Source organism: Blastococcus sp. HT6-30, assembly GCF_039729015.1.
In the GTDB taxonomy this organism is placed as follows: Bacteria; Actinomycetota; Actinomycetes; order Mycobacteriales; family Geodermatophilaceae; genus Blastococcus.
Genome location: NZ_CP155792.1, coordinates 517,577 through 538,315 on the forward strand (window position 1 = coordinate 517,577; position 20,739 = coordinate 538,315).

At 74.6% G+C, this 20,739-nt stretch carries 16 protein-coding genes and 1 riboswitch; of the genes, 9 read left to right on the forward strand and 7 right to left on the reverse strand.

Annotated features, from left to right (window positions below; all coding sequences use genetic code 11):
- Positions 1-227: 227 nt before the first annotated feature.
- Genes ABC795_RS02420 through ABC795_RS02430 form a run of 3 tightly spaced genes read left to right on the forward strand, consistent with a single transcriptional unit; the run spans position 228 to position 5,229 of the window.
- Positions 228-1,409 carry a LytR C-terminal domain-containing protein gene (locus ABC795_RS02420; protein WP_347059272.1) on the forward strand — a complete coding sequence of 394 codons (1,182 nt, stop codon included), beginning with the start codon at positions 228-230 and terminating at the stop codon, positions 1,407-1,409.
- Between the two features lie 56 nt (positions 1,410-1,465).
- Entirely contained in the window at positions 1,466-4,357 is a 2,892-nt protein-coding gene (locus ABC795_RS02425) for an alpha/beta fold hydrolase (protein WP_347059273.1), read from the forward strand.
- Positions 4,357-5,229 carry an ABC transporter permease subunit gene (locus ABC795_RS02430; protein WP_347059274.1) on the forward strand — a complete coding sequence of 291 codons (873 nt, stop codon included), beginning with the start codon at positions 4,357-4,359 and terminating at the stop codon, positions 5,227-5,229. The genes ABC795_RS02425 and ABC795_RS02430 overlap by 1 nt, the downstream gene beginning before the upstream one ends.
- Before the next feature lie 67 nt (positions 5,230-5,296).
- Here ABC795_RS02430 and ABC795_RS02435 read toward each other — a convergent pair whose 3' ends face one another.
- A complete protein-coding gene (locus ABC795_RS02435) occupies positions 5,297-6,118 on the reverse strand; it encodes an HAD-IIB family hydrolase (RefSeq protein ID WP_347059275.1) in 822 nt (273 codons plus the stop codon).
- A 58-nt stretch (positions 6,119-6,176) separates the two neighbouring features.
- Positions 6,177-6,318, forward strand: a riboswitch (SAM riboswitch).
- A 12-nt stretch (positions 6,319-6,330) separates the two neighbouring features.
- Here ABC795_RS02435 and thrC point away from each other — a divergent pair.
- From thrC to ABC795_RS02455, 4 genes are all read left to right on the forward strand, one after another.
- Positions 6,331-7,632, forward strand: a complete 1,302-nt coding sequence (gene thrC, locus ABC795_RS02440; RefSeq protein WP_347059276.1) for a threonine synthase — start codon at positions 6,331-6,333, stop codon at positions 7,630-7,632.
- Positions 7,633-7,844: 212 nt separating this feature from the next.
- Positions 7,845-8,045: a cold-shock protein gene (locus ABC795_RS02445; protein WP_089306482.1), complete on the forward strand. Its 201-nt coding sequence runs from the start codon at positions 7,845-7,847 to the stop codon at positions 8,043-8,045.
- Between the two features lie 297 nt (positions 8,046-8,342).
- Positions 8,343-9,968, forward strand: a complete 1,626-nt coding sequence (groL, locus tag ABC795_RS02450) for a chaperonin GroEL (protein ID WP_347059277.1) — start codon at positions 8,343-8,345, stop codon at positions 9,966-9,968.
- Between the two features lie 402 nt (positions 9,969-10,370).
- Positions 10,371-11,168: a DUF72 domain-containing protein gene (locus tag ABC795_RS02455; protein WP_347059278.1), complete on the forward strand. Its 798-nt coding sequence runs from the start codon at positions 10,371-10,373 to the stop codon at positions 11,166-11,168.
- A gap of 9 nt (positions 11,169-11,177) precedes the next feature.
- Here ABC795_RS02455 and ABC795_RS02460 read toward each other — a convergent pair whose 3' ends face one another.
- The 3 genes from ABC795_RS02460 to ABC795_RS02470 form a co-directional block, all read right to left on the reverse strand.
- Complete coding sequence (locus tag ABC795_RS02460; RefSeq protein WP_347059280.1) at positions 11,178-11,819, reverse strand: hypothetical protein; 642 nt, start codon at positions 11,817-11,819, stop codon at positions 11,178-11,180.
- 107 nt (positions 11,820-11,926) lie between these two features.
- Positions 11,927-12,757 (reverse strand): NmrA family NAD(P)-binding protein, encoded by an 831-nt coding sequence (locus ABC795_RS02465; RefSeq protein ID WP_347059281.1) that lies wholly within the window; start codon positions 12,755-12,757, stop codon positions 11,927-11,929.
- Positions 12,754-13,749, reverse strand: coding sequence for a Gfo/Idh/MocA family oxidoreductase (locus ABC795_RS02470; RefSeq protein ID WP_347059282.1), 996 nt, complete (start codon positions 13,747-13,749; stop codon positions 12,754-12,756). Before ABC795_RS02470 ends, ABC795_RS02465 begins: the two co-directional genes overlap by 4 nt.
- 38 nt (positions 13,750-13,787) lie before the next feature.
- Here ABC795_RS02470 and ABC795_RS02475 point away from each other — a divergent pair, with 38 nt between their 5' ends.
- Positions 13,788-14,072, forward strand: a complete 285-nt coding sequence (locus tag ABC795_RS02475) for a DUF4031 domain-containing protein (RefSeq protein ID WP_347059283.1) — start codon at positions 13,788-13,790, stop codon at positions 14,070-14,072.
- Here ABC795_RS02475 and ABC795_RS02480 read toward each other — a convergent pair.
- From ABC795_RS02480 to ABC795_RS02490, 3 genes are all read right to left on the reverse strand, one after another.
- On the reverse strand, positions 14,029-14,670 hold the full coding sequence (locus ABC795_RS02480; protein ID WP_347059284.1) for a metal-dependent phosphohydrolase: 642 nt from the start codon (positions 14,668-14,670) through the stop codon (positions 14,029-14,031). The two genes, ABC795_RS02475 and ABC795_RS02480, sit on opposite strands and share 44 nt — an antisense overlap.
- A complete protein-coding gene (locus tag ABC795_RS02485) occupies positions 14,667-15,941 on the reverse strand; it encodes an ArgE/DapE family deacylase (RefSeq protein ID WP_347059285.1) in 1,275 nt (424 codons plus the stop codon). The genes ABC795_RS02480 and ABC795_RS02485 overlap by 4 nt, the downstream gene beginning before the upstream one ends.
- A gap of 450 nt (positions 15,942-16,391) precedes the next feature.
- On the reverse strand, positions 16,392-18,176 hold the full coding sequence (locus tag ABC795_RS02490) for a DEAD/DEAH box helicase family protein (protein WP_347059286.1): 1,785 nt from the start codon (positions 18,174-18,176) through the stop codon (positions 16,392-16,394).
- A 365-nt stretch (positions 18,177-18,541) separates the two neighbouring features.
- Between ABC795_RS02490 and ABC795_RS02495 the strand changes: the two genes are divergently transcribed.
- Positions 18,542-20,629, forward strand: coding sequence for a DUF222 domain-containing protein (locus tag ABC795_RS02495; RefSeq protein ID WP_347059287.1), 2,088 nt, complete (start codon positions 18,542-18,544; stop codon positions 20,627-20,629).
- Positions 20,630-20,739: the final 110 nt, after the last annotated feature.

Sequence of the window (20,739 nt, forward strand, 5' to 3'; positions counted from 1 at the left end):
CCGACGGTCTGTGGCCCGACGCGGACGTGCGCCTGAGCGACCACCCCACGGCTCCGGGGCGCGAGCGCTCCGAGCGCCGTCGGGACGCCCTGCTGAGCACGCCCACCGGCGAGGCCGCGCGTCAGGTCTCGCGCTCCCGCCTGCCGCTGCCCCCGGTCCCCGCCGGTGCCCGCCCGGCCGCATCCGCCGCCCCGGCCGCGCCCCGTCAGGCCGGGCACAGTCCTGCCGTGCCCCGTCCTGCCGTGGCGTCCGCGCCGCTCACCAGCGTCGCCCCGTTCCGCGCGGTGCCCACGCCCGAGCCGCGGGAGGAGTCCGCGGCACCGGTCCGCGGCGCCGACCTCCTCTCGCCGGCCGGCGCGGGCGACGCGCTCTTCGGCGCACCCACCCCGGCCGCCCCCCGCCCCGCCTCGTCGGTCCTGGTCGACGACGAGCCCCTCGCCACCACCGGCCCGAGCCGCGGCTCCGGCGGGCACGCCCCCGCACCCCGCGTGCCCCGCGTCCCGCGCCAGACGACGCCGTCGGGGGCGCCGTCGTCCTCCTACGGGGACTGGACCAAGCCCTCTCGCACCGAGGACACCGGCCGCTCCCGGCTCGGCGTGGACACCGGCGCGGACGTGCTGCGCGGGCCGGTGGCGCCGCCCACCACCGCCATCCCGGAGCGGAGGACGACCCGCGGTGGCGAGGCGGCGGAGCCCGAAGCCGAGTTCGAGGCCGCGTACGACGACCTCGACGCCGACGACCGCGCGGCCGCAGACGTCGTCCACGGCGCTGTGACCGGCCCGGTCAAGGGCGGACGGGCCGCCAACCGCGCCGAGCGCCAGGCCGCCGACGCCGCGCGCCGCAAGGCCGCCAAGCGCAACGGCACCCCCGAGGTGATCTTCGACGACGAGCCGGAGCGCAAGCCGCGCCGCGTCCTCACGGGCCTGGTGGCCATGGTCGTCGTCGCCGGCACCGTCCTCGGCGTCTACACGGTCACCGCCCCCGAGAACCAGGAGGCGGCGGCCCGGTCGGCGTCGGCCCCGCCCAGCGTGCCGACCGTCGCCCCGCCGAGCGCGGCCCTGCCGCCGCTCACCGTCGACCCGGTTCCCGTCGAGCCGCCGGTCACCACCCCCGTCCGGGTCCCGGTCACCGTCCTCAACGCCACCAACGTGACCGGGCTGGCAGGCAAGATCTCCGGGGTCGTCGTCGCCGGTGGCTGGGAGTCGCCCGGCGTGGGCGCCTACCCCGGCACGGACGTCGCCACCACCACCGTCTTCTTCACCGAGGGCGACGAGCAGCAGCGCCAGGCCGCCCTGCAGCTGATCGACCAGTTCCCCGACCTCGCCGGCCCCGCGCCCCGCTTCTTCGAGGTCGCCGACGTCCCGGCGCCCGGGCTGGTCGTCGTCGCCACGGGCAACTGGCAGCCCTGACCCGGGTCGCCCCGGGCTGCCGGAACACGGGCGGGCACCCGGCCGTTGGGCGCTTCGTGCGCTCCCTCCGCGGGCTCGTGCGTCCCCGCCCGCGCTCCGCAGCGCGCGCCTCGGCCGCCGCCCTGCTCGCCCTCGCCCTGCCGACCGGTCTGGTCGTGCTCGCCCCCCCGGCGGCGGCTGCGGAGGTCGGCACCGAGGTGGCCCGGGTGCCGTCGGGCTCCGGGGAGGACGCCGTCGAGCTCGACACCACCCTCTACCTCCCGGACACCGACGACCCGGCTCCCGCGATCGTGCTCGCGCACGGCTTCGGCGGCAGCAAGCGGTCGGTCGCCGACGACGCCGCCGACCTGGCCGGGCGCGGCTACGTCGTCCTCACGTACTCGGCTCGCGGGTTCGGGGAGAGCACCGGCCGGATCGGGCTCAACGACCCGCGCTACGAGATCGCCGACCTCTCCACGCTGCTCGACCTCCTCGCCGAGCGCGAGGAGGTCGAGCTCGACGCCGACGGCGACCCGCGGGTGGGGGTGGCCGGCGGGTCCTACGGCGGTGCACTCGCCCTGCTCGGCGCCGCCTACGACGAGCGGGTCGACGCCATCGCGCCGCAGATCACCTGGAACTCCCTGACCACCGCGCTCTTCCCGTCGCAGACCGGCGAGACGCCGGCCGACACGGTGGCCGCGGTTCCCCAGACGGAGGCGGCCGGTGTCTACAAGCGGCTATGGTCCGGGCTGTTCTTCGGCATCGGCTCCTCCTCGGGCGGCCCGCTGGACGCGCTCGGTGGCGCCGGCGGGGCGGCCGGCGGTGCCTCCCTCGGCGCACTCCCGCCCGCGCTGCTCGAGCAGGCCGCCGAGAACCCGGAGGCCGCCGGGCTGCTGCTCACCTGCGGCCGGTTCCGGGTCGAGGTGTGCGAGGCGTACCAGACGGCCGCGGCCTCGGGCACGCTCACGCCGGAGGTGGCCGCGGTGCTCGACCGCAGCAGCCCCGACGGCGTGCTCGACCGCATCGACGTGCCGACGCTGCTGGTGCAGGGCACCCAGGACTCGCTCTTCGGCCTCGGCCAGGCCGACGCGAACGCGCGTGGCATCGCGGCGGACGGGACCCCGGTCAAGGTGGTCTGGTTCGCCGGCGGCCACGACGCGTCCTCGTCGGACCGGCAGACGCAGGAGCTGCGCGACCAGATCGCCGGCTGGTTCGACTGGCACCTGCGGGGACAGGGCGAGGACCCCGGCACGGGCTTCGAGTTCCCGGCGCCCACCGGGCTGGGCGCCACGATCGGCCGGGTCCAGGGCGGCGGCCAGACCGTCGCCGCGGAGGCCTACCCCGGGCTGGACGGCGCGGAGCCGGCCACCCGCCGGTCGGTGACCGTCTCCGGGCCCGTGCAGCCGGTCGTCACCCCGGCCGGTGGCACGCCGGCCGCCCTCACCACCGTGCCGGGGCTGGGTGCGCTGACCTCCGCCCTGGGCGGGTCGACCGCGGAGATCCCCGGCCAGTACGCCGCCTTCGACAGCGCTCCGCTGGAGGAGGCCGTCGAGGTCGTCGGCGCCTCGACCGTCGACCTCGTGGTCGCCTCGCCCAGCGGATCGGCGACGCTGTTCGCCAAGCTCTACGACGTCGGTCCCGACGGCGCCACCACGCTGCCCGGTGGCCTGGTCGCGCCCCTCGCGCTCACCGGCCTCTCCACCGATCCGACCGCCCCGACGCGGGTGGGCGTCACGCTGCCGGGGATCGTGCACCGCTTCGAGGCCGGCCACCGGATGCGGGTGCTGGTGTCCTCCACCGACCAGGCCTTCGCGCTGCCCGACGAGGCGGCCGTCTACTCCGTCGGCCTGGCCTCGGCCGGTGCCGCGAACGGCGTGGCCGCGGGCGAGACGCAGCTCGCGGCGCCCGAGGTCAGCGGCCGGAGCGAGTCGACCGGCGGCACCTCGCGCTGGTGGGTGCTGCTCGCCGTCGTCGCCGGTCTGGGTCTGCTCGGCTGGCTGGCCGCCCGCTGGTGGGGGAGCCGGCGACGCCGGCAGATCTCGCAGGTGGAGCCGGACGGCGAGGACGTCCCGCTGCGGTTCACCGGCGTGACCAAGGCCTACAAGGACGGCTTCGTCGCCGTGCGCGACCTGTCGTTCGAGGTGCGGCGCGGCCAGGTGCTCGGCCTGCTCGGGCCCAACGGCGCCGGCAAGACGACGTCGCTGCGCATGCTGATGGGCCTCATCCGGCCGACCGAGGGGCGGATCAGCGTCTTCGGGCACGCCGCCGGTGCCGGCGCCCCGGTGCTGTCCCGGCTCGGCTCCTTCGTGGAGGGCACCGGCCTGCAGCCGCACCTGTCCGGCCGGGACAACCTGAGCCTCTACTGGGCCGCCACCGGCCGGCCGGCCGAGGACGCGCACATGGACGAAGCTCTCGCCGTCGCCGGCCTCGGCGCGGCCATCGACCGGCCGGTGCGCCGGTACAGCCAGGGCATGCGCCAGCGGGTCGCGATCGCCCAGGCCATGCTCGGGCTGCCCGATCTCCTCGTGCTCGACGAACCGACCAACGGGCTCGACCCGCCGCAGATCCACGCGATGCGCGACGTGCTGCGCTCCTACGCCGCCACCGGGCGCACCGTGATCGTCTCCAGCCACCTGCTCAGCGAGATCGAGCAGACCTGCAGCCACGTGGTCGTCATGGCCAAGGGGCAGAAGATCGCGCAGGGCACGGTGGAGGAGATCGTCGGCACCGGTGGCTCGGTGCTCGTGGGCCTGGCCGACGACGCCGACACCGACCGGGCGATCGCCGTCCTCTCGTCGCTGCCCGGGGTCACCGCCGCGCGCGGCGACGACGGCCTGGTCGCCGAGCTGGACGGCTCCCGCCGCGCCGACGTGCTGCAGGCGCTGGTGTCGGCCGGCATCGCCGTCGAGCAGTTCACGCCGCGACGACGCCTGGAGGACGCCTTCCTGGCCCTGGTGGGGGAGAGCTGATGGCCACGACCGACCACGTGCAGCCGACCGGCGCGGTCGCCGGCTACCGGCCGGAGCGGACGCTGCGGGTGTCGGTGGAGCTGCGGCGGCAGTTCAAGCGCCGCCGCACCCTCGGCGTCTTCGCCCTCATGATCGCGCTGCCGCTGGTGCTCATCGCCGCCCTCCAGCTGGGCGCCAGCGAGGAGGCGGCGGAGAACAGCCGGATCAACCTGGTCGACGTCGCGACGGCGAGCGGGCTGAACTTCACCCTGTTCGTGCTGTTCGCGACGACCAGCTTCTTCCTCGTGGTGGTCTACGCGCTGTTCTTCGGCGACACCGTCGCCGTCGAGGCGCAGTGGGGCTCGCTGCGGTACGCGCTGGCCACGCCGATCCCCCGGATGCGGCTGCTCCGGCAGAAGTGGCTGGCCGCGCTGGTGCAGTCGGTCGCGGCGCTGGTCACGCTCGCCGCGGTCGCGGTGGTCGCCGGCGGGATCGCGTTCGGCTTCGACGACATCAGGACGCCGGTCGGTGTGGGGATCGACCAGGGTGAGGGCATGCTCCGGCTGGCCGGGATGCTCGGCTACCTCGCCGTCCACCTGCTCGTCGTCGGTGCGCTGGCGTTCTGGTTCTCCACGATCACCGACGCACCGCTGGGGGCGGTCGGTGGCGCGGTGTTCACCATGTTCGTCTTCGCGATCCTCGACCAGGTGGAGCAGCTCGGGTCGATCCGCGACTGGTTCCCGACGGCGGAGGAGTTCGCCTGGACCGACCTGCTGCAGACACCGGTCGACGACGGCGACCTGTTCCGCGGCGTGATCCAGTCGCTGGTCTACATCGCCGTCTTCACGGCGCTCGGCTTCCGGCACTTCGCCCGCAGGGACGTGACCAGCTGACAGCCGTTCGTGCACGAACCGTCGTCCCGGACTGCCCAAGGCGACCGTTCGTGCACAGAATGCCGGGTCACAGGCTCTGGCGCACCGCCTGCGCCCAGCCCTCGCCCATGGCGGCGGCGGTCACCGAGGCGTTGGGGACCGCGGCCAGCGCCGCGGCCATCCCGTCGACCGCGCCGCCGTTCGCGGTGATCCACAGCCGGCCCACGGCGGGGGCCATGTCCAGGTCGCTGAGGCTGTCGCCGATCGCCACGGCGTCGTCGGGGAACAGGCCCCGGCGCTCCAGGTCCCAGGCGATCGCCGCCCCCTTGGAGATGCCGCGCGGCATCAGGTGGTAGACCCGCGGCGGCGCCGGGTCGTCGTGGAGGCCGAACCGGGACGACGCGGGGATGGCCCCGTTGTCCTTGAGCGTCAGCCACCCCACCCCGCGTTCGGCCAGCCAGGCGTCGGCGGCGAGCGGGTCCACCCGGCCGCGCAGCAGCGCGTCGGTGTGGTGGGTCGCGTGCCAGGGGGCGTGCCACTCCAGCCGGCCGGGGTGCGCGGCGACGAGGTCCTCGACCACGCCGAGCTCGGCCATCACGTCCATCGGCGCCCGGTCGCCGTAGCCGGCGGGCAGCTCGCCGCGCAGCCGGTGGGTGTGCCGCCCGGAGCCCCAGCCGATGATGGCGCCGAGCTCCGCGATGGCGCCGTCGGCGGCGAAGATGCGCGCGGCCTCCACCACCTGCTCGTAGGTCCGGCCGCTGACCAGCACCAACGCCACCCCGGCGCGGTGCAGGTCGAGCAGGGCGCCGGCCGGGCCGTCGGTCAGCTCCCGGCCGGCGGTGTGCCAGAAGGAGCCGCGCGGGCCGACCATGGTGCCGTCGAGATCGGTGTAGACGATGCGCGCTGCCACGCCCTCATCCTGTCCGCCGCGAGGTGCCGTACCGCCCGCGGGTACGCTTCGGATCGTTCACTCATCCAGAGGGGCAGAGGGACACGGCCCGATGAAGCCCCGGCAACCGCCGTCCGCGCAGCGATCTCATGGAGCAGCGCGGCGGGAGGTGCCAATTCCGTCCCGCGCGGCTCGACGGCCCGCTGCGGGGAAGATGAGGAGGTAGTCGTCGCATGACTCTCACCGCTCCCGGTTCCGTTCAGGCCGACTCGTCGGCAGGCGGCCCCACCCCGCCGTGTCCGGCTCGCGGGCTGGTCTGCCGCAACTGCGGCGCCACCTTCGGGCTGATCGCCGAGCACGCCTGCGCCGAGTGCTTCGGCCCGCTGGAGGTCGACTACGACCCCGAGCTGATGCGCGCGGTCACCCGTGAGCAGATCGAGGCCGGCCCGCAGAACATCTGGCGCTACGTCGCGCTGCTGCCCGTGGGCCAGGATCCCGCCGAGCGCGTGTCCCTCGACCCGGGCATGACCCCGCTGGTGCGTGCCGACCGGCTGGCCGCCGAGCTGGGCCTGACCGGCGGGCTCTGGGTGAAGGACGACTCGGCCAACCCCACCCACTCCTTCAAGGACCGCGTCGTCAGCCTCGCCGCCACGGCCGCCAAGGGCCTGGGCTACCGGAAGATCGCCTGCGCCTCGACGGGCAACCTGGCCAACTCCGTCGCCGCGCACGCCGCCCGCGTCGGGCTGCCGTCGATCGTGTTCATCCCGAGCGACCTGGAGCCGGGCAAGGTCGTGCAGTCGGCGGTCTACGGCCAGACGCTGGTCGCCGTCGACGGGTCCTACGACGACGTCAACCGGCTGACCAGCGAGCTCGCCGAGACGGACGAGTTCGAGGACACCGCGTTCGTGAACCAGAACGTGCGGCCGTACTACGCCGAGGGCTCCAAGACGATGGGTTACGAGCTCGCCGAGCAGCTCGGCTGGCGGATCCCGGCGCAGGTCGTCATCCCGATGGCGTCCGGCTCGCTGCTCACCAAGGTCGACAAGGCCTTCCGGGAGCTCACCGCCGCCGGCATCGTCGAGGCCACGGAGTGGACGATCTTCGGCGCCCAGTCGGCCGGCTGCGACCCGATCGCCACCGCCTTCGACAACGGCTGGGACGTCGTGAAGCCGGTCAAGCCCACCGGCATCGCCAAGTCGCTCAACATCGGCAACCCGGCCGACGGCCCGTACGCGCTCGACGCCATCCGGCGCACCGGCGGTGCCGTGGCCCGCGTCGGCGACGACGAGATCGTCCAGGGGATCCGCGACCTCGCCCGCACCACCGGGGTCTTCGCCGAGACCGCCGGCGGCGTGACCGTCGCGGTGCTGCGGAAGCTCGTCGAGGGCGGGCTCCTGGACCCGGCCAAGGAGACCGTCGTCCTCAACACCGGCGAGGGCCTGAAGACCCTCGACCCGCTGGAGCCGGTCGTCGGTCCGACGCACCGCGTCGAGCCGTCCCTGAAGTCGGTGCGGGCCGCAGGCCTCATCGACTGAGAGACGACGCCGTCCTCCGCATCCCTCGCAGGCTCGGGGCGGTGCCCGGGACGGGGCCGGTATCGATCGGGCGAAGACGACCCGACCAGGGCTTTCCTGATGTACCTTCTCGCGCGGATCCAGTTCCATGTTCGTGTTCGAGCGGGCGGAAGAGGTGGACCCGGTTCCCCGATCCAGAGGAGCCGTCCGCAGGTACGAACGTGGGAGCACACGTGGCACAGGGCACCGTGAAGTGGTTCAACGCCGAGAAGGGCTTCGGCTTCATCGCCGTCGACGGCGGCCAGGACGTCTTCGTCCACTACTCGGCCATCCAGATGGACGGGTACAAGAGCCTCGACGAGGGTCAGCGCGTCGAGTTCGAGGTCGTCCAGGGGTCGAAGGGGCCGCAGGCCGACGCCGTCCGCTCTGCGTGACCTGTCGTCCTCCGGACGACGCACCGCACCACCCGTGAGGCCCGGTTCCCCGCTCGGGGGGCCGGGCCTCCGTGCACGTCAGGCCACCCGCAGGAACGCCGACCGACCCCCCGTTCTTGCACTCGCCAAGGTCGAGTGCCAGACTCGTTTCTGGCACTCGGGGCTCCTGAGTGCCAATCAGGTCGGAACGGTGAGGCACCGGTCCGTGGGCCGACGGAGCGTCCACGTCGCTGGTGTCGTCCGTCGCGGGCGCCGAACCCGGCCGTGCAGCGATCGATGCATGGAGGACACCACCACATGGCCAAGATGATCGCCTTCGAGGAAGAGGCGCGCCGCGGCCTCGAGCGGGGCATGAACACCCTCGCCGACGCCGTCAAGGTGACCCTCGGCCCCAAGGGCCGGAACGTCGTGCTGGAGAAGAAGTGGGGCGCCCCCACGATCACCAACGACGGTGTGAGCATCGCCAAGGAGATCGAGCTCGAGGACCCGTGGGAGAAGATCGGGGCCGAGCTCGTCAAGGAGGTCGCGAAGAAGACCGACGACGTCGCGGGTGACGGCACCACCACCGCCACCGTGCTCGCCCAGGCGCTCGTGCGCGAGGGCCTGCGCAACGTCGCCGCCGGCGCCAACCCGATGGCCCTCAAGAAGGGCATCGAGAAGGCCGTCGCCTCGGTCACCGAGTACCTCCTCTCCACGGCCAAGGACGTCGAGACCAAGGAGCAGATCGCCGCCACCGCGTCGATCTCCGCCGCCGACCCCGCCATCGGTGAGCTCATCGCCGAGGCGATGGACAAGGTGGGCAAGGAAGGCGTCATCACCGTCGAGGAGAGCAACACCTTCGGCCTCGAGCTCGAGCTCACCGAGGGCATGCGCTTCGACAAGGGCTACATCTCGCCCTACTTCGTCACCGACGCCGAGCGCATGGAGGCCGTCCTCGACGACCCGTACGTGCTCGTCGTCAACGGCAAGATCAGCTCGGTCAAGGACCTGCTCCCGCTGCTGGAGAAGGTCATGCAGTCGGGCAAGCCGCTGGCCATCATCGCCGAGGACGTCGAGGGCGAGGCCCTGGCGACCCTGGTCGTGAACAAGATCCGTGGCACCTTCAAGTCCGTCGCCGTCAAGGCACCGGGCTTCGGTGACCGCCGCAAGGCCATGCTGGGTGACATCGCCATCCTCACCGGTGGCCAGGTCATCAGCGAGGAGGTCGGCCTCAAGCTCGACACCGCCGGCATCGAGCTGCTCGGCCGCGCCCGCAAGGTCGTCGTCACCAAGGACGAGACGACGATCGTCGAGGGTGCCGGGGACACCGACCAGATCCAGGGTCGGGTCAACCAGATCCGCAGCGAGATCGAGCGGTCGGACTCCGACTACGACCGGGAGAAGCTGCAGGAGCGCCTGGCCAAGCTGGCCGGTGGCGTCGCCGTCATCAAGGCCGGCGCCGCGACCGAGGTCGAGCTCAAGGAGCGCAAGCACCGCATCGAGGACGCGGTGCGCAACGCCAAGGCCGCCGTCGAGGAGGGCATCGTCGCCGGTGGTGGCGTCGCTCTCGCACAGGCCACGGCCGTCGCGTTCGACAAGCTCGAGCTCGAGGGTGACGAGGCGACCGGTGCCAACATCGTGCGCGTCGCGCTCGAGGCGCCGCTGAAGCAGATCGCCATCAACGCCGGCCTCGAGGGCGGCGTCGTGGCGGAGAAGGTCCGCAACTCGGAGACCGGCTGGGGCCTCAACGCCGCCACCGGCGAGTACGTGGACCTGGTCGCGGCCGGCATCATCGACCCCGCCAAGGTCACCCGCTCGGCGCTGCAGAACGCCGCCTCCATCGCGGCGCTCTTCCTCACCACCGAGGCCGTCATCGCCGACAAGCCGGAGAAGAACGCTCCGGCCATGCCGAACAGCGATGGCATGGGCGGCATGGACTTCTGAGTCCGGCCCCCTCGTAGCACCAGCACTGCCCGGCAGGGGCGGTCCGCTCTCCAGCGGGCCGCCCCTGTCGGCGTTCCGGGGCCCGCTCGCTGGACCAGTGGTGACCACCCGGGGGCGGAGCGGCAGGACGCAGGCCGAGGGCCCGCCATCGGCTGGTGACGGGGGGGAACCACGGTCGCGTGCGCACCGCCGCGACCCCTGTGCCGGGTGGGTCCTGTTCTGGTCATCGACTACTCCGCTGTCGCGCCGTCCCTACACCGCTGTGGGCCGGTCTCGTGGACGGAACAGTGGTCCGCGGGCACCGTTGCGGGCAGCCGAGCGCAGGGAGGCGACCTGTCCCCAATACGGGGGGCAGGCGGCTGCCGTCGCGTCAGCCCGCGCACCGCGGGGTAGCCGTCGGGCGTGACGGTGATCATCGGTACGTCGGGGTGGCAGTACCGCGACTGGCGCGGCGCCTTCTACCCGCAGAAGCTGGCGCAGCGGCTGTGGCTCGAGCACTACGTCGAGCACTTCGCCACCGTCGAGAGCAACAACGCCTTCTACCGGCTGCCCGAGCGGGAGACGTTCGTCAAGTGGCGGGAGCGCACGCCACCGGACTTCCGGTGGGCGGTCAAGGCCAGCCGGTTCCTCACCCACATCAAGCGGCTGCGCGAGCCGGAGGAACCGGTCGCCCGGCTGATGGGCCGCGCGGAGGGTCTGGAGGCCAAGCTGGACACGATCCTGCTGCAGCTGCCGCCCACGCTGAAGGCCGACCCGGAGCTGCTGCGCACCTGCCTGGCCCAGTTCCCCAGCGGAACGCGGGTGGCCGTGGAGCCGCGGCACGAGTCGTGGTGGACCGACGAGATCCGGGCGCTCCTGGAGCGCTACGGCGCGGCGCTGTGCTGGGCCGATCGGATGGAGCAGCCGGTCGCCCCGCTCTGGCGCACCGCCGACTGGGGATATCTGAGGTTCCACACCGGGCTGGAGAACTGGCGCTACCGGCCGGAGACCCTCCAGCTGTGGGCCGACCGGCTGGCCGCCACGTACGGGGAGGACGACGTCCTCGTCTACTTCAACAACGACCCGGGCTGCGCCGCGGTCATCGACGCATGCCTGTTCGCCGACGCGGTGCGCCGGACCGGGGGGACGCCGACGCGGGTGCCCACGGCCGACCAGGCGACCGGTCTGGCCTGGGCGCCGGTGGAGGTCCCCCCGGTCTGACGGCTCCGGTCAGCCCTTGCCGTTGCCGTTGCCGTTGCCCTCGCCGTTGCCCCGCCCTGCGCCCGCCGCGGCCCCGTCGGCTTCCTCGGCGCTCTCCTCGACCTGCTCGTCGGCGTCGCGGGCGGCCTTCTCGGCTGCCTTCTGGGTGCCCTTGGGCGCCTTCTCGGCCGCACGCGCGGTTTCCTCCCCGTCGTGAGTCACCTGGCGGTCCTGGGCCGCGGCGAGCGCGTCCCGGGCGTTGGCGTTGGCGTGGAAAAGGGCGTTGACCAGCCCGCGGCGGTCGCCGTCCTCGATGACCACCTCGGCCCCGGTCTCGACCTCGCTGGGCTCCTCGGTCTCGGTCTCGGTCTCGCTCTCGATCTCGGTCTCGCTCTCGATCTCGGTCTCGGTCTCGGTCTCGGTCTCGGTCTCGGGGGTGTCGTCGGTCGACCGGGCGGGAAGGGCGAGGTCGTAGGACCGGGGGAAGTCGAACGGCGTCACGGTCTCCACGGCGGAGGCGACGGTGTCCTGCACCGGGGCCGGCAGGACGCCGGCCGCACCGGCGCCGGTCACCCCCGCGGCCGCGATGCCCAGGCCGGTGGCCACCTGCGCCGCGGTGCCGGCACCGGCGATCTTGGCGACGACGGCGGCGAGCCCTTCGAGCAGTGCCATGGGTGGAGCTCCTTCCGAACGGGAACCGCGGATGCGGCGCTTCGAACGGGTATCGGCTCCAGGCGGAGGCGGCTGTAGCGGTGCGGCCCGATTCACCCGGACGGGCGCTACCCGGTCGGGGCGTCGGTCAGGTGCTGGGCGAACGTGCGCGGTGATCGGCCGAGCAGGTCGGTGAGCACCCGCGGGCTGCCGGTGAACCCGTGCGCGCGGTACCAGTCGAACATCGCGGTGCGGCAGTGACCGGCGTAGGTCGCGTCGTTGCCGGTCGGCGCGTCAACCGCGGCGACGGGGCGCCCGGAGCGGGCGGACAGCAGGCCGGCGACGTCGGGTGCGGTCAGCTCCTCGGGCCCCGCGGCCTCGAAGGTGCCGCTGTCCAGCCCGTCGGCCGTGAGCAGCACCGCCGCGGCCTCGGCGACGTCGCGCAGGTCGACGAAGGACTGCGCCTTCTCCAGGCCCCACGGGCTGCGCAGCTCGCCGCTCTCCGCCGCTCCGGCCAGCTGACCGTCGAGGTTGTCGGCGTAGGCGCAGGGCTGCAGCACCCGCCACCGCGCCGCCGTCCCCGCGACGGCGCCGTCGAGGGCCTCCTCGACCCGGTCCTTCGCCGCGTGGTGCGGCATCGCGCGGATCTGCGGCCGCAGCACCGAGTGGTAGACCAGCCGGCGCACCCCCACGCGGGCGGCGGCGGTGAGGACCGCGGGGGCGCCGGTGGCCTCCGACGGGTCGAAGTTGGGCCATATCAGGTAGAGGGCGTCCGCGCCGGCGCACGCGGCGGACAGGTCGCCGGTGAGGTCGCCGACGACCACCTCGGCGCCGAGGGCGTCCAGCTGCGGGCGCGGCCGGCGCGAGGGGACGACGGCGCGCACCTGCTTCCCGCGCGCCAGCAGGGCACGGACGACGGCGGTGCCGGTGGAGCCGCCGGCGGCGGTCACGACGATCACAGGACGTCGACCGCCTCGGCGTGCCGGACGCCGAGCTGCTCCGCCGCCTGGCCCAGCACGTCCTGCACGACGAGCGTGTCGGCCAGCGGCATGACGGCGCTCTCGGCCCGGCCCGCCCGCAGGCAATCGGTGACCTCGATCAGCTCGTGCGCGTACCCGGTGCCGGCCGGGGGCTTCGTGATCGTCTCCGGTTCGGCGCCGGTGCGGTGCAGCACGAACGTCGCCGGGTGGTGGAACCGGGGGAGGACGTCGATCCAGCCGGTCGTCCCGAACACCCGCGCCTGCCCGGGGAGGGCGTTGCGCAGCGAGGTGGTGAGCGCGGCCGTGCGGCCGTCGCCGAAGTCGAGGAGCAGGGCGGCGTCGGCGTCGGCCCCGGAGGGGAACACCGAGCCGGCGGCGAGGACGCGCTCCGGCGTCCCCAGCAGCATCTGGGCGAAGGAGACGACGTAGACGCCGAGGTCCAGCAGCGCGCCACCGCCGAGCTCCATGGCGAAGAGCCGGTCGAGCGGGTCGTACTCGCGGGCCACGCCGAGATCGGCCTGCACCGACCGAACCTCACCGATCGCGCCGTCGGCGATCAGCTCGCGCACGGCGACGACGGCGGGCTGGAAGCGCGTCCACATGGCCTCCATGGCGAAGACGCCGGTCTCCCGGGCCAGGTCGACCACCTCGTGCGCGCCGGCGGTGGTGGCGGTGAACGACTTCTCCACCAGCAGCGCCTTGCCCGCGCGGAGGGCGGCCAGCGCGAGCGCGTGGTGCTGCGGGTGCGGGGTGGCGAGGTACAGCACGTCGACGTCCGGATCGGCGATGATCGCGGCGTAGGAGCCGTGCGCCCGGTCCAGGCCGTGCCGGGAGGCGAAGGCGTCGGCCCGCTCCGGCGACCGCGAGGCGACCGCCACCGCCCGCGCGCCCGGCACGTGCGCGAAGTCGTGCATCACATTCTCGGCGATGCGGCCCGGCCCGATGACTCCCCAGCGGATCTCTGCACTCACCCGGCAGACGCTAGTCGGGGCGCGGCAGACTGCCTCCCGTGGCCGTGCTGATCGACTCCCCGGTGTGGCCCTGGCGCGGCCGCCGCTGGTCCCACCTGGTCAGCGACGTCAGCTACGAGGAGCTGCACGCCTTCGTCGCGGCGGAGCTGGGCATCCCGCGGCGGGCCTTCCAGGGCGACCACTACGACATCCCCGAGGACCTCTACGACGTCGCGGTCGCGGCGGGAGCGCAGCCGGTCGAGTGCCGCGAGCTGCTGCAGCGCCTGCTCGCGGCCGGGCTCAGGCTCCGGAAGGCCCGCCGGCCCGCTGCCTCAGCAGGGTGAGCTCCGCGGTCAGGTTCGCGCGGGCGAGCGGCTCCCACTCCGCGGCGGCGGGCAGCCGGTAGAGCCGGGGGAGCGCCAGCAGCTGATCCAGGACGGCGATCCGCCCGGCGGTGAACGTCTCGTCGTCCAGGTGCCCGTACTCGGCGCGGATCGCCGACGCGTAGCCCGCGTACGCCCCCGGCGGGCTGGCGAGCACCGCGAGGTCGGCGTCGCAGAGGGCTGCGCCGTCGGCGTCGCCGGGTGCCACGTCGTGCCCGTCGGTGAGCAGCACCAGCCGCACCACCTCCTCGACCCGCTCGTCCGGGACGAGCCCGCGCAGGCCGGCGCGGGCGCGGGCGGCGCTGAGCTGCTCGTTGTCCGTCCGCTGCGGGTCGTAGACGACGTCGTGGTACCAGGCGGCCAGCCGCACGGCGTCGGGGTCGGGGACGTCGGCGACCAGCCGCTCGACCAGGCCGAGGACCGCCGCGAGGTGTGCCAGGTCGTGGTACCGGCGGTGCGGCTCGCTCCACGCGGCGACGACGGCGGCCCACTCGGTGCGCGAGGTGGGGGAGTCGCCGGCCAGCGCGGCCCAGGCCTCGAAGCCGACCGGGCCGCTCACCGGAGGACCCCGCACGTGCGCACCGCGAGCAGGGCGAACGCGCGGGCGGCGGTGACCAGGTCGGCCACGGGTACCGACTCCAGCGGCCCGTGCGCGAGGTGCAGGTCGCCTGGGCCGTAGTGCAGCGTGGGGATGCCCGCGGCGGCGTACAGCCGCAGGTCGGTGCCCGCGGCGATGGCGCGCTCGGCCGGCTCGGCGCCGCCGGCGTCGACCACGGCGGACATGACCGCGGGCAGCAGCGGGGAGCCGGCCGGCAGCTCGCCGCTGGCGAAGGCGCCGCCGGTCCAGGTGAGCCGGACCGGGTGCGCGGCCAGCCACGGGTGCGCCGCGCAGAGCTCGGCCAGCCGCGCCTCGAGCGCCGCCCTCGCCGTCTCCAGGGGTTCACCGACCCGCACCCCGTACCGGCCCTCGGCGACCAGCCGGTCCGGGACGGAGCTGGCCCAGTCGCCCGCCTGTACCCGGCCGATGGAGATGCCGTGCGGGAAGCGGGCCTCGCCGAAGCGCGGATCGGCGTCGCGCTGCCGCTCGGCCTCGAAGGCGAGCAGCTCCCCGTGCACGTGCGCGAACAGCTCGACGGCGCTGACGCCGCGGTCGCGCATGGCGGCGTGGGCGGCGTGGCCGCTCACCTCCAGCCGGAAGGTGAGGGCCCCGCCGTGGGCGGTGACGACGGCCCGGGCGGTGGGCTCGGGGATGACGCACAGCTCGCCGGTGTGGCCGCGGCGCAGCGTGGCCCAGGCGCCGAGGCCGCCGTCCTCCTCGCCGACGACGCCGTGCAGCGCGAGCGGGCGGGCCAGGCGCACCCCCGCCGTCCGGAGGGCGTGCACTGCCGCCAGCAACGAGACCACCCCGGCCTTCATGTCGCACGCGCCGCGGCCGTGCACGGCGCCGCCGCTGATCCGGGGGACGAACGGATCGCCGGCCCACAGGTCGCGGTCGCCGGGCGGGACGACGTCGGTGTGCCCGGCGAACACCAGCGCCGGCGCGCCGTCCTCGGCGCCGTCGACCGTGCCGACGACGCCCCACGCCTCGCTGCGCACGACCTCCTGGCCGGGGGCGCCGGGGGCGCTCGCGGCCTCCACCAGGTCGATCGGCCACCGGTCGACGGTGCAGCCGAGCTCGTCCAGCCAGTCGCCGAGCAGGTGCTGGACCTCGCTCTCGGCCGCGCTCCCCCCGACCGACGGGACGGCGATCATGGTGCAGAGCCGGTCCACCGCCCACTGCTCGTCGACGGCGGACAGCACGCGCGCCTCGACGGCGGTGAGGTCGGCCATGCGCGGGAGTCTGGCACGCGTCGCCGACGGGCCGGGACGGTGCGGCGCCGGCGTGCGCGGGGACCTCGGACCGGCGCGGTCGTCCAGGCCGGGCAGACCGCCGCGAAGAAGCCGGCGTGGTCATCGTGTCAGCGCCCACGGTCGACTCCGCACGCAGGGCGAGCGCGGAGAACTGAAAAGTCCTGCCGGACGGGTGTCGGCCCGGAGTGCGCGGGTAGCCTCGAAGACGTCCGGGCCGGGTGCATCGTGCCCCCGGGTGCCATTTGGTTACGCCTTCACGGACTACCGCCCCGACCTCGGTCGGGGGCCTGGAGCCGCGTTGTGCATCTCGCCGCGAGGCGGCCGTCATCCGGTCCGGACCTCACTTCCCGATCGGCTCCACCCTCAGGGTGGGGCCGATCGTCGTGAGGGCCGCTCGGACCGCTCACCGCCCAGCGGGGGTCGCTCCACCTAGAGCATCGTGCGCAGGCGCTCCCGGCGCGCGCGGAGCACGTCGACCGACGCCGACGCCGACGGCGGGCCGGGCACCGACTGGCGCAGCTGGGTGTGCACCACGGCCTGCGGCTGCGAGGTGCGCGCCGCCACCCGGTTGACCAGCCGGTTGATCTCCCGGCGCAGCTCCGCGGCGTCGCGCCAGGAGCGGCCGGCGTCGTCCTCGTCGGGGTGGTCCTCGACGACCATGAAGTCGTCGCCGTCGTTCCGGTGGCTCGCCGCGATCCGCACCCGCAGCTCGTCGTCCCGCTTGGCCAGCAGCGACGCCGTCTGCTCGGGGGTGAGCAGGCCGGGGATGCCGAGGAAGTCCTCCTCCTCGGGCGCGACGAGCGCCGGGCGGCCCTCACCGGTGTGCGCCGTCCCGCCGTGGAGGACGTGCGCGAAGCGGGCGTCGGCCTCCAGCGCCTCCCACTGCTTCAGCTCGCCCTCGCGCGGCTCCCGTGGCGGCAGGTCGAGCGCCTCCAGCTCCTCGTCGGGCTGGGTCCTGGGCGGCGGCATCACGTGGTTGCGCTGCTCCTCCATGGACGCGGCCAGCGACAGCAGCGGACGGACGGCGGGGAGGAACACCGTCGCCGACTCGTGCGAGGCCCGGGAGCGGACCACGCGGCCGACGGCCTGGGCGAAGAACAGCGGCGTCCGGTAGGAGGTCATCCAGGCCAGGACGGCGGCCCGCGGGACGTCGACGCCCTCGGAGATCATCCGCACGCAGACCGCGATCCGGGCACCGCCCTTGTTGAACTTCTCGATCTTCTTCGACGCCTTCGGGTCGTCCGACAGGATCAGCTCTGGCGCCTTGCCGGTGACCCGCCGCACGATCTTGGCGTAGTCGCGGGCGTCGTCCTGGTCGCTGGCGAGGATCAGCCCGGCGGCGTCGGGCATGCCGCCCTCCTCACGGAGGTGGGTGATCCGGTCGTCCATCGCGGCGATGACGTGCGGCACCCACTGGCCCTTGGGGTCCAGCGCGGTGCGCCAGGCCTGCATCTCCACCGACTTGGTGCCGGCCTCGCTCAACGAGGCGGCGACGACCTCGCCGGCGGAGTTCCGCCAGCGCGAGGTGCCGGTGTACGCGGCGAAGACGACGGGGCGGACGACGTTGTCGGCGAGCGCCTCCTTGTAGCCGTAGGTGTAGTCAGCCCTGCTGACCAGCCCGATCCCGCCGGAGCCGTCGTCGCCCTCGAAGGAGTCCTCCTCGTAGCGGACGAAGGGGATGCGCTCGTCGGGCTTGGTGCGGAACGGCGTCCCGGTGAGGCAGAGCCGGCGGGCGGCCATGCCGTACGCCTCCTCGACCGCCTCGCCCCACGAGAGGCCGTCGCCGGCGTGGTGGACCTCGTCGAGGATCACCAGCGACTTCACGGCCGTGGAGCGAGCGGCGTGCAGCATCGGCTTGCCGGCGACCTGCGCGTAGGTGGTCACGTAGCCCTGCGTGCCGGCGCGGACCGGCCCGACGGCGTTGGTCAGGTTCGGGTCGAGGACGATGCCCATCGCGTCGGCGGCCTCGGCCCACTGCAGGCGCAGGTGGTCGGTCGGGCAGACGACGACGACGCGGGCGACCTCACGGCGGGACAGCAGCCGGGCGGCCAGCGTCAGGGCGAAGGTCGTCTTGCCGGCGCCCGGCGTAGCGGTGACCAGGAAGTCCTTGGGGGAGGCTTCCTCGTACTGGCCGAGGGCAGCCTGCTGCCATGCCCGGAGCGGTCGGCTGGTCGTCTGCGGGGCCCGGGCCGCCGCTGCTGCTGCAGTCGCCATGTCGGGGCCCATTCTGGTCGGCGACCGGGCAACACGCCCAACGGGGCCCTCCCGCGCGCCACCGCCACCGCCCCGTATGGAGGCGGCCACGCACGCCGCTGACCAGCGGTCTTTCGCTCGAGTCCCGACGGCGGTATGGCGTGGATCACCGGCGTGCCGGACCGACCCGTCACGTCACGCCGGTCACGCCCGACGCACGGGTCAGGGCAGCCCCGGGAGAAGCTCGTCCAGCGTCACCGGGAGGTCTCGCACCCGCGCGCCCGGCTGCTGGCCCGGTGCGCAGCAGATCACCGCACTGCCCGACTCGTCCCCGCTCCTGCCCGGGTCGGCGAGAACTGTCGGTGGTCGAACATACGATCGATCCCATGAAGGATGTCGCCCCGACGACGGGTGCCCCGCCGCGTGCGCCGTCGGCGGCCTGGGCGTCCGGGCCCCTCGGTGCGGTGCAGGCCGCCGACCGGGAGATCGCCCGGCAGACCGCACTGCGGGCGCGGGCGGTGGCCGAGTTCGCCGCCACCCGGCCCGCGTCGGCCGACCGGCAGCCGGGGGAGCCGGGTGCCATGAGCGGCGAGCGCCGGGCCTCCCGTCCCGAGGTGCTCGCCGACGTCAGCGAGTGGGCGGCTCAGGAGCTCGTCGTCGCGCTGTCGATCTCGTCGCAGGCGGCCGAGGCGCTGCTCGCCCGGTCGCTCACCCTCGTGCACCGGCTGCCTCGCACCCTGGCCGGGCTGGAGTCGGGCGCGCTCCACGTCGGGCAGCTGTGGCCGATGCTGGACAAGGTCGCGCCGATCGCCGACGCGACGGTCCGCGGTGAGGTCGAGGCCGAGCTGCTGGCCTGGGCGGCGGGACGGGTCGCCACACCCGCGCATCTGGGCGCCAAGGCGCGGCGCCTGGTGCTCCGGCGGGACGCCCGCGACGCCGCCGACCGGCTGCACCGGGCGCTGCGCCGACGCGGGGTGTCGGTGCGGCCCCACACTGAGGACGGGATGGCCGTGCTGAGCGCCCTGCTGACCGTGCCCGAGGCGCAGGCGCTGCTGGCTGCGCTCGGTCGGTACGCCGATGCCCTCGACGCCGACCCGGACGACCAGCGCACCCGCGGCCAGAAGATGGCCGACTGCCTGCTCGACCTCGTGCTGCGGCCCGGCGAGAACGGCCTTCCGCCCGTGCAGGCGCAGCTCACCGTGGTCGCCGGCGTGCGCACCCTGCTGGGTGGCGACGAACCGGGGGAGATCGGCGGGCAGCCGGTCCCGGCGGAGATGGTCCGCGCCCTCTCCCGCGCCCTGGGGCTGCTGCCCGATCCCGCGCCGCCCGGGAGGTGGCCAGGCGTGCCGCCGGGTGCCCGGTCGGCGGACCCGAACCGGATCGAGGGGCCGGGAGCGAGCGACGAGGAGGCCCTCGCCGACTGGTGGACGGCCACCGAGGCGCGGGTCCTCGAGGAGTGGGGCGGCGAGGACGATCCGCCACCCGAGGAGATGGCCCGGTACTGGGCAGAGGTCGCTCGCTGGGAGCGGATGCCCTCGGCGGCCGACCTCGGGAATCCGGACGACCCGGGGCCACCGGACGACCCGGGGTCACCGGCCGACGCCGGCTCGCCGGACCACGCGCTCGACCCCGTGCCCGACGAGGCGCTCGATTCCTGGTCCGACCGTGCGGCCGATACCTCGCCCGAAGACGCGATCGACCATGCGCCCGAGGAGGATCCCGCTCCAGGCGTGGCCGCGGGGCCCTCGGGGGGCGGCTGGGCTGCGGCGGACCGTGCCGTCCAGTCGGCGGGTGGGGTCCTGCTCGATCTGCAGCGGGCGGTCGGCCGTGCCCAGTGCGCGGTGACGGCGGCGCAGCGCCTCGACGCCCACGATGAGGACGCATGGCAGCGCGGCCCGGCAGGGCAGGTGTCCGCTGCGGCCGACGCGCTGGCCGCGCTCCGCGTCGCCGGCGTCGCGCAACGGACCGCGCTGACCTCCCTGCTCGACGCGACGGCCGGCGGCGGCCTGGTGGACCGCCCCCGGGTCGCGGTCGTCGACGAGCTGACCGGCGCCCTCCTGGCGCTGACCGACAGCCGGGAGCTGCGGCGGCTGGCGCACTGCGGCGCCGCGAGCTGCCGCCGCGACCCCGTCCGGTGCGACCACGACCTCGCCGGGCGACCCGGGCTCGGCCCGCCATCACCCACCGACGGCTACCGCCCCAGCGCAGCGCTGGACCGCTACGTCCGTGCCCGCGACCGCCGGTGCCGGTTCCCCGGCTGCCACCGGCCGGTGCCACGCGGTGGCGAGCTCGACCACGACCGGCGGTGGCCCGACGGCGAGACGAGCACGGCGAACCTCGTCGGCTACTGCACGTCCCACCACCGCGGAAAGCACCAGGCGCCCGGGTGGACGCACCACCTGGCCGCCGACGGCACGCTGACGGTGACGAGCCCGACCGGCCTGGTGGCGGGCACCTCGCCGCCGCCCTACTGAGGCGTCGACGGCACCACGGTCCGGCCGCATGGCGCGCTGCGTCACCGTCGCGCTCGGGGCGGACGCCCCGCAGGCGGTGGCCCGGGTGGAAGGTGTGGTGCCGGTCGGCT

Coding starts and splice junctions, on each gene's coding strand:
- ABC795_RS02430 (WP_347059274.1), top strand. CDS start 4,357: ATGGCCACGACCGACCACGTGCAGCCGACCGGCGCGGTCGCCGGCTAC.
- thrC (WP_347059276.1), top strand. CDS start 6,331: ATGACTCTCACCGCTCCCGGTTCCGTTCAGGCCGACTCGTCGGCAGGC.
- groL (WP_347059277.1), top strand. CDS start 8,343: ATGGCCAAGATGATCGCCTTCGAGGAAGAGGCGCGCCGCGGCCTCGAG.
- ABC795_RS02460 (WP_347059280.1), bottom strand. CDS start 11,819: ATGGCACTGCTCGAAGGGCTCGCCGCCGTCGTCGCCAAGATCGCCGGT.
- ABC795_RS02485 (WP_347059285.1), bottom strand. CDS start 15,941: ATGGCCGACCTCACCGCCGTCGAGGCGCGCGTGCTGTCCGCCGTCGAC.
- ABC795_RS02490 (WP_347059286.1), bottom strand. CDS start 18,176: ATGGCGACTGCAGCAGCAGCGGCGGCCCGGGCCCCGCAGACGACCAGC.
- ABC795_RS02495 (WP_347059287.1), top strand. CDS start 18,542: ATGAAGGATGTCGCCCCGACGACGGGTGCCCCGCCGCGTGCGCCGTCG.